Below are 16,875 nucleotides of genomic sequence, written 5' to 3'. Positions count from 1 at the left end.
CATCATGAAAACAGCTCACATTAACGTGACAGTCGCGACTTTATGGACAGGTCCTGACTCCCCGAGAGATCTGGATCAGGAGGCGATTGAATATCCGGTTCAGATTGAAAAATGGTTAAATGGGATGTCCCCTGAGGAACGAAAGCAGCTGCTTGATGATAATAAAATACAGTCACAGGTGCTTTATGGAGAGACCGTATATGTGCTCGAGGAAAAGGATGGGTGGTCCCATGTCCTTGTCCCTTCCCAGGCGAGTAAAAAGAATGAGGCAGGCTATCCGGGCTGGATTCCTTCTGTGCAGTTAACTGACGTTTCAGAGGAGGATGCCGAGAGAGAGCCGGATCAGTTGCTTGCCATGGTAACAGCAGAATTTGCTGATCTGAAAAATGAAAACGGAGAACAGCTCCTTCCACTCGTTTATACAACCATTCTACCTGTACTGGACGAAGGAGAACGGATTGAAGTACATACACCGCATGGCAGCGGGTTTTTAAAACCGGATGACGTAGAGCTTTACCGTGGTCAAAAGGAGCAGCGCAGCGGCCTGGGGCTTGCGACTGAAGGGGAACGCTTTATCGATCTGCTGTATCTTTGGGGAGGCATGACGCCTTACGGCTATGATTGCTCAGGCTTCAGTTATTCCATACATAAAGCAAACGGCTATATCATTCCACGTGATGCCTCAGATCAGGCAGCTGCCGGAGTAAAGGTTAAAAAAGAAGACGTGCAGCCTGGTGATCTCCTGTTTTTCGCTTATGAAGAAGGCAAGGGGCGACTCCATCATGTCGGAATCTATCATGGAGACGGGAAAATGATTCATTCCCCAACACCGGGTAAACGGATCATGATTCAGGAAATCAAAGGCTCTTTTTACGAAAAAGAATGGTGCGAAACACGTCGATATTGGAAGAAATGAGGGGAACATCATGACACAGCAGAAGCTGCTCGAGGTGAAGGGCTTAAAAAAACACTTTGATTTAGGGAAAAACCAGCTGTTAAAAGCAGTGGATGGCGTCAGCTTTGACGTATATAAAGGTGAGACGCTCGGGCTTGTTGGAGAGTCAGGATGCGGGAAATCCACGACAGGCAGAACGGTCATGGGTCTATACAACCGGACAGATGGGGAAGTTCACTTTGACGGACAGAACGTCCATCAAATGAATGAAAAAGAGCGTTTTTCTTTTTTGCGGAATATGCAGATGATTTTTCAGGATCCGTATGCATCACTGAATCCCAGGTCCACGGTTCTTGAAATTATTGCGGAACCGATGGAAGTGCATGGTCTTTACAAAAATGCTAAAGAAATGAAGGAAAAGGTTTATCAGCTTCTGGAGGATGTTGGTCTGAACCGCGATCACGCCAACCGTTATCCCCATGAATTCTCAGGTGGTCAGCGTCAGCGTATTGGTATTGCACGTGCTCTTGCACTCGATCCGGATTTCATTATCGCAGACGAACCTATTTCAGCACTGGACGTATCGGTGCAGGCACAGGTCGTCAATCTGCTCAAGTCTCTTCAGGACGAAAAGGGACTTACCTATTTGTTTATTGCGCATGATCTATCCATGGTCAAGCACATTTCAGACCGGATCGGGGTCATGTATCTTGGTCACATGGTAGAGCTCACAACGAGTGAAAAGCTGTACGAGGATCCGCAGCATCCTTACACAAAGGCGCTGCTGTCAGCCATTCCGATTCCTGACCCGGATATCGAGGAAAACAGAGAACGAATTCTACTTAAAGGAGAATTGCCAAGTCCTATTGATCCGCCAAGCGGGTGTGTGTTCAGAACCCGCTGTCCGCTTGCCGATGAGCGCTGTGCAGCAGAGAAACCGGAGTGGCGGGAAGTCAAAACAGGTCACTTCGCCGCCTGTCACTACGCCTGATCCTCATGTTTGTGTATACTGAAAGCAGGGAATACCTATAACTATATCCCGTTTTCAGGAGGAGATTTCCCATGAAGAATTTAATTAAAAAAGCAATTAAATATGGTCCGATTGTGTATCCAATTATCCGTAAGCTGATGAACAAGCGGAAAGCCGGACGCTATTAAATCATTTTCATCCGACTTAAAGCCAGATATAAATTCGACGGTTTCTTAGAGGGGAATGAACCTGAAAGAAATGAGTTTATTTCCCTCTGAACCGTTAGTATATATAGGCTTTGAGCCCGTATTGCGAAACCTGTCGGAAAATATAGTAAAGAATAATTTGCTATTTATACGAGTGCGTGCTAGTATTAACACATGCTTAATACGTAACAACCATCTAATTCACATGTTATCAGGGATTTTACATTTCCGATCATGTAAAATTCGTGCTAGCATGTGAATTCTTTGTTTTTACTCAGCTATTAAGTAAAACCAAGAACAAAGTGGAGGAATTACCCATGAACGAAGGTACAGTAAAATGGTTTAACGCAGAAAAAGGATTTGGATTTATCGAAGTTGACGGCGGCGAAGACGTATTCGTACACTTCTCAGCTATCACTGGCGACGGATTCAAAACTCTTGAAGAAGGTCAAAAAGTTAGCTTTGACATCACTCAAGGCAACCGTGGCGACCAAGCTGCTAACGTTGTAAAATTATAATTTTTACAATTTCAAACACCTGTTTCTCTTAGGAGATGCAGGTGTTTTTTTATGTTTTGCTGTCTACATGCGCGGAAGTAGATCCGGTTGTTAATGTAGACTGGTTTCGCGTAAGCAGAGGGTAACCGGAGTAGGTAAAAACTCACTGAACTCACGAACTTTTTTGTAAGCTGGCGAATTCAATGAAGAAGCTCACAAACTTGCCGGATAAGCTGACGAATTCCGGATGCATCCTCACGAACTTAGTCTGTAACCTCACAAAGTCTATACAGGTATGCTGTCTGCATGCGCGGAAGTAGATCCGGTTGTTAATGTAGACTGGTTTCGCGTAAGCAGAGGGTAACCGGAGTAGATCAAACCTCACTGAACTCACGAACTTTTTTGTAAGCTGGCGAATTCAATGAAGAAGCTGACGAACTTGCCGGATAAGCTGACGAATTCCGGATGCATCCTCACGAACTTAGTCTGTAACCTCACAAAGTCTATACAGGTATGCTGTCTGCATGCGCGGAAGCAGATCCGGTTGTTAATGTAGACTGGTTTCGCGTAAGCAGAGGGTAACCGGAGTAGATCAAACCTCACTGAACTCACGAACTTTTTTGTAAGCTGGCGAATTCAGTCTCTAACCTGACAAACTCGTAGGCTAACCTCACGAACTCATCCCGTATCCTCACGAATTCACCACTTAACCTCACAACCCTTGTCCCATAATGAATATCCACACACTTTCACACATATATCCCGTTTCAAACAGGACTTACAAAGGGAAAAGCAGAAGAGTACAGGCATGGAAAGTGGGGATGTGGATGGAACGGATTCCTTTGAATCAGTCTTTTTATGAAAAAAGTGCGCTGGAGCTTGCACCTGCCCTTTTAGGTAAGCTGCTGGTGAAAGAAACAGCTGATGGAATGGCGTCCGGTATTATTGTGGAAACGGAGGCATACATGGGAGCTGAGGATCGTGCAGCCCATAGCTTTGGTAACCGGAGGACGCGAAGAACAGAGATCATGTTTGGAAAAGCGGGCTCTGTTTATACGTATCAGATGCATACACATACTTTGGTGAATGTTGTGGCAGCTGAGATAGATACACCTCAGGCTGTGCTGATCAGGGCGGTCGAACCTGTTGATGGACTGCATTTAATGGAGCAGCGCAGAAAGGGGCGAAAGCAGCTTGAATGGACGAGTGGTCCGGGAAAGCTGACGAAAGCGTTAGGGATTGCGATGTCCGATTACGGAACTCATTTTACAAGGAGGCCGCTTCAGATCTGTGAGGGCTGGCCGGAGGGTGCTTTTGAAGTGGTGTCAGGACCAAGGATAGGGATTGATAACACAGGCGAAGCGCGCGATTATCCTTATCGTTTCTGGGTGAAAGACAATGCATATATATCAAAATAGTAAAGGGGAGAAAAACATGTCGTTAACATTTCAGGCAGTGATGGTGGATTTAAAAGATGATCAGGTAGAGGCGCAGGTAAGAGAGCTATCTGAAGAAGATCTTCCAAAAGGGGAAGTGCTGATTAAGGTTGCATACTCAAGCGTGAATTTTAAGGATGGGCTTGCGGGATTGAAGGACGGGAAAATTGTTCAGTCGTACCCGTTTATACCAGGGATTGATTTGTCAGGGACGGTTGTTTCCTCAGAGAACGACCGTTTCAGTGAGGGAGACCGGGTGATTGCCACAAGTTATGATATTGGTGTCACACACTTTGGCGGGTATAGTGAGTATGCGAAAATACCTGCTGACTGGGTGGTGCCGTTGCCGGAAGGTCTTTCATTGCGTGATGCGATGATTTTTGGAACAGCAGGCTTTACGGCTGCATTATCTGTACATAGACTTGAGCAGGCAGGTATTACCCCTGAATCCGGCAAGGTTCTCGTTACTGGAGCCACAGGCGGTGTCGGCAGTATGGCTGTGGCGATGCTCGCTAAACGGGGTTATGATGTTTCTGCAAGTACAGGAAAACAGTCAGAGCATGAATTTTTAAAAGTTCTGGGTGCTAAAGAAGTGCTGTCACGCGATGAAGTGTATGATGGCGGAAAAATCCGGCCGTTAAGTAAAGGGAAATGGATGGCGGCAGTGGATCCGGTTGGCGGAGACAGCCTGGCTGCGGTGTTGAGTGAAATGAAGCAGAATGGCGCAGTAGCTGTAAGCGGTCTGACTGGCGGAACCAAAATCCCGACAACGGTGCATCCGTTTATCCTGCGAGGGGTCAGTTTGCTCGGCGTTGATTCTGCTTATTGTGCCATGCCTCTTCGCAGTGAGATTTGGGCGCGTCTCGGTCAGGATTTGAAGCCTGATGATTTGGAGCTGCTGGTCAATCGTGAGGTTTCTTTGAAAGAAGTTCCGCAGGCGATGGAGGATATTATTGAGAGTAAAATTCGAGGTCGTGTGCTCGTGAAGGTTGAGGAATAAATCCGAAAGTCTCAGGTTATAAGACAGAAAAACAGTGGACTCCATCAGGAATCCACTGTTTTTATAACGGCTATTCAGCAAGTCGTTGAACGGACTGACTGACAAGCTGGGAAGTCAGTTCTTCAAATGTTAAAGGAGGACTATACAGGTAGCCCTGATAAAAAATAGATTCTCTCGTGGCGAGATATTTTCTCTGGTCCTCGGATTCCACTCCCTCAGCAATGACCTCCATTTCCAGCTGCTCCGCCATATTGATGATCATATCCACAACGGCCTGGTTTTTAGGACTGATTAAGAGGGACTGTACAAATGATTTATCAATTTTAATAATATCCAGCGGGAAATCCTTTAAGTATTGCAGGGATGAATAGCCTGTCCCAAAATCATCAAGCGAAAGCTTAATGCCCATTTCCTTTAAGCTGTGTAAGGTTGGAAGGGACTTTTCCACATCCTGAATAACGGTTTCTGTCACTTCAAGAACAAGGCAGTGGGGAGGCATACCTGTTTCTTCTAAGACTTTGCGTACGAGCTGTGGGAAATCCTCCTGCTTAAACTGGATAGACGAAATATTCACAGCAAGATGACCGGGCATGTAATTTGATTTTTTCCACTCAGTAAATTGCGTACAGGCTTTTCGCAGGACCCATTCGCCGATCGGTAAAATCAAGTTCGTTTCTTCAGCTAAAGGAATAAAATCTGCGGGAGATACTGTACCCAATTCTTTGCTGTGCCAACGGATGAGCGCTTCGACTCCATTAATCTGATTATCATGAATAGAGACAAGCGGCTGATAATAAACCTCCAGTTCTTCATTCATAATGGCTTTTCTTAATCCTGACTCCATCTTCATTTTGCTTGAAATTTCGTCATTAATTTCACTGGTGAAAAATTGAAAATGTGCCCCACCGAGCTCTTTTGCTTTGTACATAGCCATGTCGGCATGCTTAATCAGCTCATCAGCAGTGATCCCATCCTGTGGATAAAGGCTGATCCCGATAGAGGGAGACATAAAAATCTCTGTATTTCCGATTAAAAAAGGATCTTTAAAAGCTGTTAATACGGCATTAGCCTTTGTGCTGATCTGAAAAGGGGAACTGGCAGGAGAGAGGATGATAAATTCATCTCCACTTTGTCTTCCAATCAGATCTTCATATTTAAGTAAATGACTCATGCGATCCGCCATAGCCTTCAGCAGCAGATCACCGGTCTGATGTCCATAAACGTCATTCACCTGTTTAAAGCGGTCCATATCGATAAATGCTGCGGCGACTTCCTGACCTGTGTTACTTGCTGAGTGGATCATCTTCCCGAGCTCTTCATTCAACATGCGCCTATTAGGAAGGTTCGTCAGTGGATCCTTATAGACAAGCTCTTCAATCTTTTTTTGCTGTTTGACTCTCTCGGAAATGTTTCTGATTATCCCTGTGTAGTAAAGCTGACTTTCATTTTTTACAGATGAAAACGACAGTTCAATGGGAAAAGTCTTATTATTCTTATGTTTTCCTTTAAGAACAAGAGTCTGTTTGTCGTTGTCCGATGAAAGTTCGTAACCAGGCAAAATGACGGATAAGGGTTGATCCATCATCTCAGATTTTCCATATCCAAAAATCGTTTCTGCAGCCTTATTCCAGGAAAGTACAGCTCCGTTACCATCAGTGGTGATGACGGCATCATTGGCAGCATCCATAATTGAGCGGTATAGCTGATCAGTCATTGTCAGCCTCTGGTTTGCCAGCGCCATTTTTTTATCATAAAAAATGACGATAAAAACAAAAGATAAAATGATCAGCATGGCGATGGCAATAATAGAACCAATCGTATTTTGATCCAGTCCGGTCACGTCCTGGACAGCGTGATGAGCGGAGTGATCAAAAGTAGCTGAAGCCATTCCGGTATAATGCATACCTGAGATAGCGATTCCCATGATCACCGCACTGATAGCAGGACCAATAAAGGCACTGCTGTTTTTCTGAAACGAAAAATAGATGAAAATTCTCAGTGCTGCATAGGAAGCAACGACCGCGATCAGAGCAGATAATGCAACAATCCACAGGTTATACACAATATCAGCCTGCATTCTCATGGCTTCCATTCCTATGTAATGCATAGATAAAATACTGATGGAAATGAAGACGGATCCAAAAATAATCACTCTTGACGTGATGACTTTCTTATTTAACAGTAGAAAAGCGGTAAAGCTGGAAATAGCGGCAAAAACAATACTGAGGAACAGAAGACCCGGATGGTAGGAGACAGGCATAATCAAATGATACGCAAGCATCGCCACAAAGTGCATACACCAGATGCCAGCCCCGAAAATGAGGCTTCCTGATGTCAGCCACAATCCTTTTCGACTTCTTTTGTTTTCCTGAATCATTTTTTTCACAAGGAGTAAGGCGGCATATGAGGAAAAGATCGCGATAAGCAATGAGCCTGTAACGAGAAACAGATTGTATTCTCCCATGAAAAATCCTCCAGTCTGTGGGGCTTGGCTGTGTTCGAGTGTAAAACGGGAAAATATTAAGAAATAGTCCTTTATACGTAATAAAATAATAGTTCATTATTCTCTTATAGACAAGTTATTTTATTCTTAGAAATTTTTGGATTTGAGATAAAAACGTGCCCGATCATTCCTGCGCTCATTGCGGCTCACAAGCCGCTGGCGCTTACGGAATAACCAGGCACTTTTGGTTTTTCTAATTTATATCCCTCAATGTTAAAAAGATCTAGTCTAAGAAGATGAGTCCTCAGGTTTCCATTCTCGAAAAATAAAATAGGCAAGCGTGACCAGGATGAAGGTTGTAAAGGGAAAAAAGAAATTCCATGATGAAAAACTTACTGATTCTAATTGGAAATATATCAGTGAATACCAAGCTTCAAAAATCATGTTCATAAATAATGTAATCACAGGACCAACCCAAAGCTTTCTGAAGTACCAGGAACTAAGGCATCCGGCACTGATGACAATGCTTGGTACAATCACTAATTGCCAGAGAAAAGGGTCTATGCTGTTGATCATTCCTTTACACCAACATATCCCGTTTCTTCAACAATCCACTGTCCTTCTTCGGAAACAATCCAGTCGATGAGCTTTGTTTCGTTTTCGGTACGGTCTCCCACCGTGATTGCATAAAATTCTGACGCAATAGGGTAAGATCCGTCGCGAATTGATTCTTCTGAAGGAGGCACGCCATCAATGGCAAGCAGTTTGATATCTCCATCACGATGCATTTCTGTAGAGAAGAAGCGGAATGAATAACCAATGGCATTTCCATGGTTGCGATAATCAGAGGTTTCACGAATGATCCCGCCCATACCGGAAACAATTTCTTTAGCAGGGGCTTCCATTAAAGGAATATCCCCCATCAGGTTTTCAAGTGCTGTCTGACTTCCACTATCATCAGGACGCTGAAACGCCTGAATGTCTTCATTTTCCCCACCAACTTCACTCCAGTTTGTTATTTCCCCGGAGTAGATCTTCTGTACCTGTTCCATCGTTAGAGAGTCAACCGGATTTTTGGCATTGACGAAAAAGACAAATGCTTCACGGCCAATTGGCGTCATTTCAAAAGTATGTCCTGCCTCTTCAGCTGCTATAATCTGGCGCTCAGACGGTCCGGCAACGAAAATAATATCCGTTTCTTCTTTAATTAGACGTGTATAAGCACTGTCTGTTTTTGTGGATAAGACAATGCCATCACTGTTATTCACATGTGGATAATGTCCTTCAGGATAAACTGCCTGGGCAAAAGCGGAATACACAGGATATAGTGCAGTGGCTCCATCCAGCTCCGGGAGATCGCCAGAGAGCTGAAGTGAGGCATCCTGCTCTAATGAGACAGCTTTTGTTCCTGATCCGAAAGGTTCATATTCGGTCAAGTCTACCTCAGCTGAATTCGTAATCCGTTCAATATAAAGGTCATAGCCGTAACGACTTATTAACACAATTATGCACAAACCCACAAAAGCGCTCAATGTGATTCTGAATGTCTTCCCTTTAAGCTTTTCGAATATCCCCATCACTAAAATGACATAAAACACGAAAGAGGCAATCCATACGAATGTAACGCCAGGGGAACCAAAATTAAAATAAACAGTAAAACTCAAAAATACGGTGAAAAACAGCAGGCCCATGGCTAAAATAATTGATACAAACGTCTTCCAGATCATAAATGTCCTCCTTTAGTGTATTAACTGCTTAAAACGTTCCAATGCTTCGTTTTGATCAAACGTGCTGTACCAGCGGAAGTTTTGCTGGTCAATAATGCGGTAATGCTGGCTGATCAGGTTTTGCTGCAATGTGTAGCCGCTTTGTGAATCAATTTCCCGCCACCACACCTTACCGCCCATCGTTTTTCCATAGGGCTCTTCCGGTGTCCCAAACGTAACAAGGCGAATCACTTCAAGCGGTTCGTTACCAAGCGTATTCTGCAGAATCTCACTGTTTTCGAAAAGCGCTGTAAAGCTCACCACAACATTCCATCCGGGAAGCGTTCGTTCTTTTTCAATTTGGACGAGTGTTTTTTTAGAAATGCCGAGAATTTCAGCCATACGATCCTGAGAGAGTGACTGCTCTGTTCTGATCAGTTTCATTTTTTTTGCAATTTCCTGTACAACCTGTTCTTTTTCCATTTTCATGACCACCTAATTAGGGTTAAAGTATACTTATAGTGTAATTTTACACTAAAAATCATGTTGATCAATCTCTTTTTGGAAAAAATGTTAATTTGGAATCTATTGCGTTCAAGTCCAACGATTTTGAAAAATTACATGAAAGTGTGCCAGTGATGATTGAATCGAAGGACATGATTAAACGTAAATAAAAGCTATCTTTACAATGATTTAATGACCATTCTGACAAACAATCATGATACACTAGTACCACAATTTACGAACGAAATGGCAAGACTGGAGCGATCGTATGGAAATCGATAACATGGAACAATATTTGGAAGAACAATATGACATTATGGATGTGAGTCTGCTGGCCGGGAAAATTATGCTCGAAAGCGGAGCGGAGACGTACCGGGTTGAGGACACGATGATGAGGATTGCGAAAAATTACGGAATCAAGGAATCTCATAGCTATGTGACACCGACAGGCATTATGTTTTCCATTGAAACGGAAGAGCCGACGAAGACGAAGCTGATCAGAATCTCAGACAGAACGACTGATTTGAAAAAAGTCATGCAGGTTAACAGTATCTCAAGGAGAATTGCCAACGGGGAACTGGATGTTCAGCAGGCTTACCGGATTTTAAAACGGATTCAGGTAGCAGAGGAAACGTACCCATTGAAAATCCGTATTGCTGCGGCTTCGATTTCAAGTGGCTGTTTTTTAATGATGTTTGACGGCTCATGGGCAGATTTTCTTCCTGCCATGGTGATTGGAGGAGTCGGTTTTGCCAGTGTTGTCTATTTTCATGATTTAATTCTGCTTAAGTTTTTCTCTGAATTTATGGCTTCATTAATCATTGGTTTACTTGCTGCCATCAGTGTGTTGACGGGAATTGGACAGGAGCTGGATAAAATTATTATTGGCTCTGTTATGCCACTGGTGCCGGGATTGTTAATTACAAATGCGGTTCGTGATCTGATCGCCGGTCATTTTATATCGGGACTGTCAAAGGGAGCAGAGGCATTTTTAACGGCTTTTGCCATTGGCTCCGGAATCGCTGTGATCGTGACGTTCCTGTAAGGAGGGGAGAAAAGGATGGATATTTTGATTCAAATCATCACGAGCTTTATTGCAGCGGCAGGCTTTGGCATTATTTTTAATGCGCCGAAGGAATCTTTGTGGAAATGCGGTTTTGTCGGAATGATTGGCTGGATGACTTATTTTCTCCTCTTTACGTTTGGGATAGGAGAGATACCTGCAACAGTTACAGCCGCTTTTCTAATTGCTGTGATCAGTCAGTTTTATGCAAGAGTATATAAGGCGCCCATTATTATTTATATTGTATCCGGGATTATTCCGCTTGTACCTGGTGGGACAGCCTATAATGCGATGCGTGCTTTTGCAACAAATGATTACAATACAGCGGTCCAATTTGCAGCTAAAGCTTTTTTGATTTCAGGTTCTATCGCGATGGGGATCGTGTTATCTGAGGTAATTAATCAGCTGTTAAAGCAGAGCAGGCTGAAGAGAATTGGATAGAAGTGAGATTGTCTGAGAAGGCAGTCTCATTTTTATATTTCAAATGGAATTTTAAGAATTTTTGGTAAATAAAGTGATTTTATGTTAATATCATCCTGATAGGACATCAAGAGAGATTCTGCATAAAGGAGAGTCGACATGAAGCATAAAATTGTTTTTTACATGGCTTGTCTTTTTGTTATGCTGCCGCTGATTTTATGGAGTACGATGAATGCAAACCCAGGTATTAGAATGACTTTTTTAAATGGCCCGTTCCCTTTTAGTCATCTCGGTGGAGGACCTTTCCAACTCGCATTTTACAGCAGTTTAGTCATGACTGGGGTACTTCTTTTTGGTGCTGGTGTCAGGCTTAGGAATTTACAGAAATAGATAAATGAAAGGCTGCTGATGAATGTGAATCAGCAGCCTTTTTAATTGTGTTTGAAAAACCACTCTCCAAATGGGGGGAGCTTTTTGATTTTGTCGGGTTGGGTACTAGGTATATGGACATGAACCTGTGAAACAACGTGAAAATCCTGCGAAACATATCTCATATACTGTGAACGGACATCCATTTCTTGTGAACTTCCCGCATAATTCTGCGAACCTCACACGAAATTCTGTGAACGTCTAAATCAAAACCACCAGTTCTCACTGGTGGTTTTGATTTGAATGTAAAATGACCATCTTTATAAGTCTATTATAACATACAAATAAATCCATTTTAAGCCTGTTTTTGTTTTGATCTGCCGGGTAAGATGAAAAAAGGAAAGGGAGTGTCTGAATGGAACTTGGATTATTAAGAGATGAGGTGCGGATTGTACCACATACATACGCGTGGAAAGCTGAATTTGAAACAGTGAAAACTTCTATTTTAGAAGAGTTGGAAGGTGTAGAGTTGCCGATTGAACATATTGGGAGCACAGCGATTCCTGGAATTAAAGCTAAACCGATTATTGATCTGCTAATGGGTGTAGATAATCTGGATGACGTTGAACCGTATATATTTAATTCATTGAAGAAGGCGGGTTTCTTACGATTGAGAGTTGAAAAACCTGGCGAAATCGTTTTTGCCCGTTTTGCCGATCCTGACTATAAAATTAAAACGCATTACCTTCATTTAACTGAGTATGACCGACCTTTATGGCGCAACCTGATCTTTTTTCGCGATTATTTAAATGAAAACAAAAATGCCAGGGATCAATATGGAGCGATTAAAAACGACTATGTGAGTGAGCATACAACGGGGATCGAGGGTTACACCGAAGCCAAAACAGATTTTGTACAAAGCATTTATCAACTGAGACCGGGAGCAGGGAAGGTGAATAAGCCGTTTGGTGTGTACGGGGTCAATGTGGAAAATGGGAAAATGCTTGTGATACGAAAAAGCAGGGGACCTTATCAAAACCGGTTTGATTTGCCGGGTGGCAGTCTTGAAGAGGGAGAAGCCTTAACGAAAGCGCTCCATAGAGAAATGGCGGAGGAGACGGGCCTGAGTATCCTTTCGGCGAATCAGATTGGCACGGCAGACTTTTTGCTTCCTTCACACTGGCAGGAATTCGATTGGATCCATCATATTGCTGTATTTTATGAGATCAGCACAGGTGGAGATATCGTGGTGCCTGAAACATTTGAAGGACAGGATTCTGGAGGAGCTGTCTGGATGGCAATGGAGGATTTAACTGCTGAAAATTCTTCACCACTTGTATCCAAGGCGTGTAGATGGGTTCAGACAGGTGTTTTTGAAAGTGAGCGGGAGGAGTATTTGGGGTGGAGGGTGAATAGTATTCATTTTTCTTAGTCGGAATCATTATTAATCACATAACCTCGTTTCACAATATCCTTTATGATAAAGTCTCTTCTCTCAATAAATGATGCATACATAGATAGTGCTTTCATTGATTCTTTTGTGTAGCGATTATCATCCCGGCTATAAATCACTTTGCCATAATAAAAAATTTGAGCTGCAAAAACAGTATTGGTTTTTTTAATATCGATTAAATCAACTTCATGATGCAGTTTTTCAGCAAGCTCACTTTTAATGTGTAACATATCAAAGGGAGGGAGATCCTTGTCACTTATATAAGCCAAGTCAATATCACTGGTACTGTGAATATTTCCGGTTGCCTGTGAGCCGAATAAAATGATAAATGCTGGGTCTAAATGTTTAATTAGAATGTCAGTCACCTTGCTTGCTATGTCCATCATATGTCCCTCCTCGAAACGTTTTCTTTACTATATTGTATGAATTAACGGATAAATAATCCAATGTGTACTGAGATATCGAAAATTAAAAACCAAAAAGTGTGAACCTCACAGGAGATTCACACCTTCCTTCCATTTAATCCACCTTAAAGCGTTTGATCTGCTCTTCAAGTGTCTGTGCTTTTTCGCGCAATTCCTGAGCCTGGTTAGAAATGTCACCAACAGTGGCTGTCTGTTCTTCGGCTGCGGCAGCAACTTCTTCGGCAGCCGCTGCTGTCTGCTCGATCACGCTGGCAATCTCCTGTACATTCTCAAGGGATTCTGCTGCACTTTTTTGAAGCCTGTCAAACAGTTCATTGATAACCTCAGTATCCTTTTCACCACGTTCTGCCGCTTCAAGAATGGCCCGCAGTGCGCCGGATGCTGAAGACATCATGTCAGCCTGTTGTTCAACGAGCTTCACGTTATGTTCCATCATACTGACGGTTTCATGCGTTTCAGTCTGAATCGTGTGAATAAGATCTGCAATTTTTGCTGCGGAATCGCTTGATTGCTCTGCCAGTTTTCGTACTTCCGATGCGACAACAGCAAATCCTTTACCACTTTCACCTGCTCTCGCTGCTTCGATCGCTGCATTTAATGCAAGAAGGTTTGTCTGACCGGCAATATCTGTGATAGTCGTAATGATGCTGTTAATTTCGCCCGAACGTGCTCCAAGCTGCTGAACTGCCTGAGAGGACTGATGAACGCTGTCCGTTATTATCTCTAAATGGGTGACGGATTCATTAATCACATCATTGCCGCTTCGGGCCAGACGTCCGGTATCACTCAGATTATCGATTGTACTGATAATGCTTGAGTGTCCGTCTGCTGCTATTTGATGCACTTCTGTGCTGGATTCCAGAATGGTATTGGACCGGTCTGCCTGAGTTGTTGAGCCTGTCGCTACTTCCTGAATGGATATCGCAATCTGCTCAGATGTCATGCCTGTTTCCGTCGCTGCTGCTGCTAAAGACTGAGCTGTCTGATTCGTATCCACGGCGGTTTGACTTATGAGCTGAATCATCGCTGTAAATTGAGTCCGCATATTTAAAATGGATGCAGCAATGACACCAATTTCATCCTTGCGATGAGCGTAATCCTGAGCTGCGTCATTCGTCTTTGTCGTTAAGTCGTAACCTGCAAGCTCTTCCACCGTTCCGGATAAACGTCTGATTGGCTTAACGATGGATCTGAGGCTGATCGCATTATAAACGACTGAGCCAACCAAAAGAAGAATCAGTACAATCAGTATCGTGTTTAATACAGCCTGCCGATCCGTAGCTGCTGTTACTTCAGCAGATGTTCTGGCATCAAGCATGGCAAAAAATTCGTCGATAGACGACATAATCGTCGCTTTTTCAACGTGATAAGCGGTATCATGCATGATACGCGCAGCAAACTCACTATTTGATTCCTCTGCTTCCTTCAAAGCTTCTGCTTCGGGAGGGACAATGTCTTTTACAGCATTCATGGCAATGACTTCAGTGTTCACAAGTGTATTGGAGTTTGCCTCTGCCTCTGCAAGCTTCGCCATTTCCTCTTCTGTAAAGCCCGCATCAATCATCAGCTGATTAAGAGAGCGTTGAACATCACTGTCCGGCCGTGGTGCTTCACCTGAGGCAGCGTAGAAATCCCAATATATACGCTCATAGTTTTCCGGACGTGGCACTTCACCGTTTCGAATAGCTAAAACATTAAAATACATTTCTTCATAAAATGGATCTCCCGTGATGACATATGTACGTGCTAATCTGGTGAGATCATCCGAACTTTGCCGTAACTCATCCGCTAACAAATAGGACTGATAGCGGTTTTCGTTACTTTCCGCAATTTGTGCATTGTTTTGTGAAGAAAAAAACGAAAATAAAGCGATCGCAATAATATTTGCCACCAGCAGCCCCGTCATGATCCAGCTTTTCTTTTGAATGCTCAACAAAAATCCCTCGCTTTCCTAAATAGTTAAAAAGTTATAGTTCTTTATAAGTGATAAATACCCAAGGTGGTACAGTGTAAACGGAGAGCCGGAAATAAATGTTTGATTGATATGACCCCCATTTAAAAAGTACTGACCTAAGTAATTGATTCAATAAAAATTCCCGCTATCTCATCAGATAACGGGAATCATGCTATTTATGACCGTTTAACGTCTCATCAAAATTGTAAAGATAAAAGCAGTAATAAGGGAGAATCCAAGATGGGTGATCAGGTTCGTCAGCTGTGCGCCCGTCAGTATTTCTGCGAACATTGTGCCCATCCCCATCATAAGTGGCATCACAATGATGGGGCCAATCAGCCAAATAAGTAAACCATGCACTGCGCCAAGAATGATATAACGGTTTGAGAAACGGGTCATGGCACCATATCCAAGACCGAATGTCCAGCTGATAATCATATGGAGCGTCCATCCTGCAAACAGACTTTCAGAACCGGCCAGTGAAGCAATCATTGGTATCATACCGATTGTCTGCATATAAAGACCAAAAACAATTCCTGCAACTGTACTGGCAACGAGTGAAACTGTGACTGTTCTGGACACTGGAAATATGACAGGACGCTGTTTTGCCGTTACCATAAAGTCATCACTCCTTTTTGTTTATCTTAACGTCTGGTACACGAATAAAAAGTAAGATAACTAACAATTCTGAAAATTTAATTGTGAGTTGAATTACAGTTTTTAAAGATGAAAGTATATTAATCTGGTCAAAGAGGTGATTGAATATGAAAAGATGGGGATGGATCATTGTTGTTTTGATCCTGATCGCAGGTCTGATTGTATTAAATCAGACTGTACTGGATCTATCTCCTGAGGTGATACGAAACTGGATTTTGTCTGTTGGTATGCTTGCACCACTATTATACGTATTACTTTATTCAGCAAGGCCGTTTATTCTGTTTCCAGCTTCAGTTCTTTCTCTTGCAGGAGGATTGGCATTTGGTCCTGTATACGGGACTCTTTTGACCATGACAGGTGCTACTGCGGGAGCGATTCTTGCCTTTATCTTTGCTAAAAAAGCTGGAGCTAAAAGAGTGGAGGAAAAGCTGGGAGAGAGAGGGAAGAAGCTTCAGGACCAATTGGAACACAACGGCTTTTTTATCGTTTTACTGCTAAGGCTGGTACCGTTGTTTAACTTTGATTTAATCAGTTATGCAGCCGGAGCTTCGAAAATCAGACTTTTACCCTTTACGTTAGCAACGCTTATCGGTATCATTCCGGGAACATTCGCTTACACTTTTCTTGGATTCAGCACTGGTTCAGACAGCGCAGGCACGATCGTTTTAGCAGTATCCATTTTTGCAGTCATATTTATTATTCCGATGCTTTTCAGAAAAAAAATAAAAGCATATTTACAGGGACGCTCAAATGAGGGGGAAGCGCCATAAAAAAAGCTGTCTTTGGACAGCTTTTTTTATTCCATCATTTGAAGAAATGAGAAAAGTTTGGCTCCGGAATAATATTGTTGGTTATAAAACAATATCGGAAAGCCGTT

Annotated in this window: 16 protein-coding genes; 10 read left to right on the top strand and 6 right to left on the bottom strand. The window is 42.9% G+C overall.

Annotated features, from left to right (window positions below):
- Positions 1-4 precede the first annotated feature (4 nt).
- The 5 genes from H7968_RS02605 (at position 5) to H7968_RS02580 (ending at position 5,004) form a co-directional block, all read left to right on the top strand.
- Positions 5-916: a C40 family peptidase gene (locus tag H7968_RS02605; protein ID WP_227394680.1), complete on the top strand. Its 912-nt coding sequence runs from the start codon at positions 5-7 to the stop codon at positions 914-916.
- A gap of 10 nt (positions 917-926) precedes the next feature.
- On the top strand, positions 927-1,886 hold the full coding sequence (locus tag H7968_RS02600; RefSeq protein ID WP_227394679.1) for an ABC transporter ATP-binding protein: 960 nt from the start codon (positions 927-929) through the stop codon (positions 1,884-1,886).
- 502 nt (positions 1,887-2,388) lie between these two features.
- Positions 2,389-2,589, top strand: a complete 201-nt coding sequence (locus H7968_RS02590) for a cold-shock protein (RefSeq protein WP_134373846.1) — start codon at positions 2,389-2,391, stop codon at positions 2,587-2,589.
- Positions 2,590-3,389: 800 nt separating this feature from the next.
- Positions 3,390-3,986, top strand: a complete 597-nt coding sequence (locus tag H7968_RS02585) for a DNA-3-methyladenine glycosylase (protein ID WP_227394677.1) — start codon at positions 3,390-3,392, stop codon at positions 3,984-3,986.
- Positions 3,987-4,002: 16 nt separating this feature from the next.
- A complete protein-coding gene (locus tag H7968_RS02580; RefSeq protein WP_227394676.1) occupies positions 4,003-5,004 on the top strand; it encodes an acrylyl-CoA reductase family protein in 1,002 nt (333 codons plus the stop codon).
- A 70-nt stretch (positions 5,005-5,074) separates the two neighbouring features.
- Here H7968_RS02580 and H7968_RS02575 read toward each other — a convergent pair whose 3' ends face one another.
- The 3 genes from H7968_RS02575 to H7968_RS02565 all read right to left on the bottom strand — a co-directional run bounded on the left by H7968_RS02575 (position 5,075) and on the right by H7968_RS02565 (position 9,636).
- Positions 5,075-7,468 carry a bifunctional diguanylate cyclase/phosphodiesterase gene (locus tag H7968_RS02575; protein ID WP_227394675.1) on the bottom strand — a complete coding sequence of 798 codons (2,394 nt, stop codon included), beginning with the start codon at positions 7,466-7,468 and terminating at the stop codon, positions 5,075-5,077.
- Between the two features lie 551 nt (positions 7,469-8,019).
- Positions 8,020-9,174 (bottom strand): PstS family phosphate ABC transporter substrate-binding protein, encoded by a 1,155-nt coding sequence (locus H7968_RS02570; protein ID WP_227394674.1) that lies wholly within the window; start codon positions 9,172-9,174, stop codon positions 8,020-8,022.
- A gap of 12 nt (positions 9,175-9,186) precedes the next feature.
- Positions 9,187-9,636, bottom strand: coding sequence for a helix-turn-helix domain-containing protein (locus tag H7968_RS02565; protein ID WP_227394673.1), 450 nt, complete (start codon positions 9,634-9,636; stop codon positions 9,187-9,189).
- Between the two features lie 304 nt (positions 9,637-9,940).
- On the opposite strand from H7968_RS02565, the gene H7968_RS02560 reads away from it, so the two are divergent.
- The 4 genes from H7968_RS02560 to H7968_RS18145 all read left to right on the top strand — a co-directional run bounded on the left by H7968_RS02560 (position 9,941) and on the right by H7968_RS18145 (position 12,941).
- On the top strand, positions 9,941-10,702 hold the full coding sequence (locus H7968_RS02560; RefSeq protein ID WP_406566356.1) for a threonine/serine exporter family protein: 762 nt from the start codon (positions 9,941-9,943) through the stop codon (positions 10,700-10,702).
- A 15-nt stretch (positions 10,703-10,717) separates the two neighbouring features.
- Positions 10,718-11,161, top strand: a complete 444-nt coding sequence (locus H7968_RS02555) for a threonine/serine exporter family protein (protein WP_134373832.1) — start codon at positions 10,718-10,720, stop codon at positions 11,159-11,161.
- A gap of 138 nt (positions 11,162-11,299) precedes the next feature.
- Positions 11,300-11,530 carry a hypothetical protein gene (locus H7968_RS02550; RefSeq protein ID WP_227394671.1) on the top strand — a complete coding sequence of 77 codons (231 nt, stop codon included), beginning with the start codon at positions 11,300-11,302 and terminating at the stop codon, positions 11,528-11,530.
- Positions 11,531-11,924: 394 nt separating this feature from the next.
- Positions 11,925-12,941 carry a GrpB family protein gene (locus H7968_RS18145; RefSeq protein ID WP_406566341.1) on the top strand — a complete coding sequence of 339 codons (1,017 nt, stop codon included), beginning with the start codon at positions 11,925-11,927 and terminating at the stop codon, positions 12,939-12,941.
- Here H7968_RS18145 and mntA read toward each other — a convergent pair.
- From mntA to H7968_RS02525, 3 genes are all read right to left on the bottom strand, one after another.
- Entirely contained in the window at positions 12,938-13,345 is a 408-nt protein-coding gene (gene mntA, locus H7968_RS02535) for a type VII toxin-antitoxin system MntA family adenylyltransferase antitoxin (protein ID WP_227394670.1), read from the bottom strand. The two genes, H7968_RS18145 and mntA, sit on opposite strands and share 4 nt — an antisense overlap.
- A gap of 136 nt (positions 13,346-13,481) precedes the next feature.
- The gene (locus H7968_RS02530) at positions 13,482-15,320 is read right to left on the bottom strand and encodes a methyl-accepting chemotaxis protein (protein WP_227394669.1); all 1,839 of its coding nucleotides are present in this window, start codon (positions 15,318-15,320) and stop codon (positions 13,482-13,484) included.
- A 207-nt stretch (positions 15,321-15,527) separates the two neighbouring features.
- Entirely contained in the window at positions 15,528-15,959 is a 432-nt protein-coding gene (locus tag H7968_RS02525) for a hypothetical protein (RefSeq protein WP_227394668.1), read from the bottom strand.
- A 146-nt stretch (positions 15,960-16,105) separates the two neighbouring features.
- On the opposite strand from H7968_RS02525, the gene H7968_RS02520 reads away from it, so the two are divergent.
- Positions 16,106-16,768 carry a TVP38/TMEM64 family protein gene (locus H7968_RS02520; RefSeq protein ID WP_227394667.1) on the top strand — a complete coding sequence of 221 codons (663 nt, stop codon included), beginning with the start codon at positions 16,106-16,108 and terminating at the stop codon, positions 16,766-16,768.
- Positions 16,769-16,875 lie beyond the last annotated feature (107 nt).

The sequence above is a fragment of the Jeotgalibacillus aurantiacus genome (assembly GCF_020595125.1).
In the GTDB taxonomy this organism is placed as follows: Bacteria; Bacillota; Bacilli; order Bacillales; family Jeotgalibacillaceae; genus Jeotgalibacillus; species Jeotgalibacillus aurantiacus.
The sequence above is the reverse complement of the archived record's forward strand: the minus strand, read 5'-3'. Positions and strand labels throughout refer to the sequence as shown.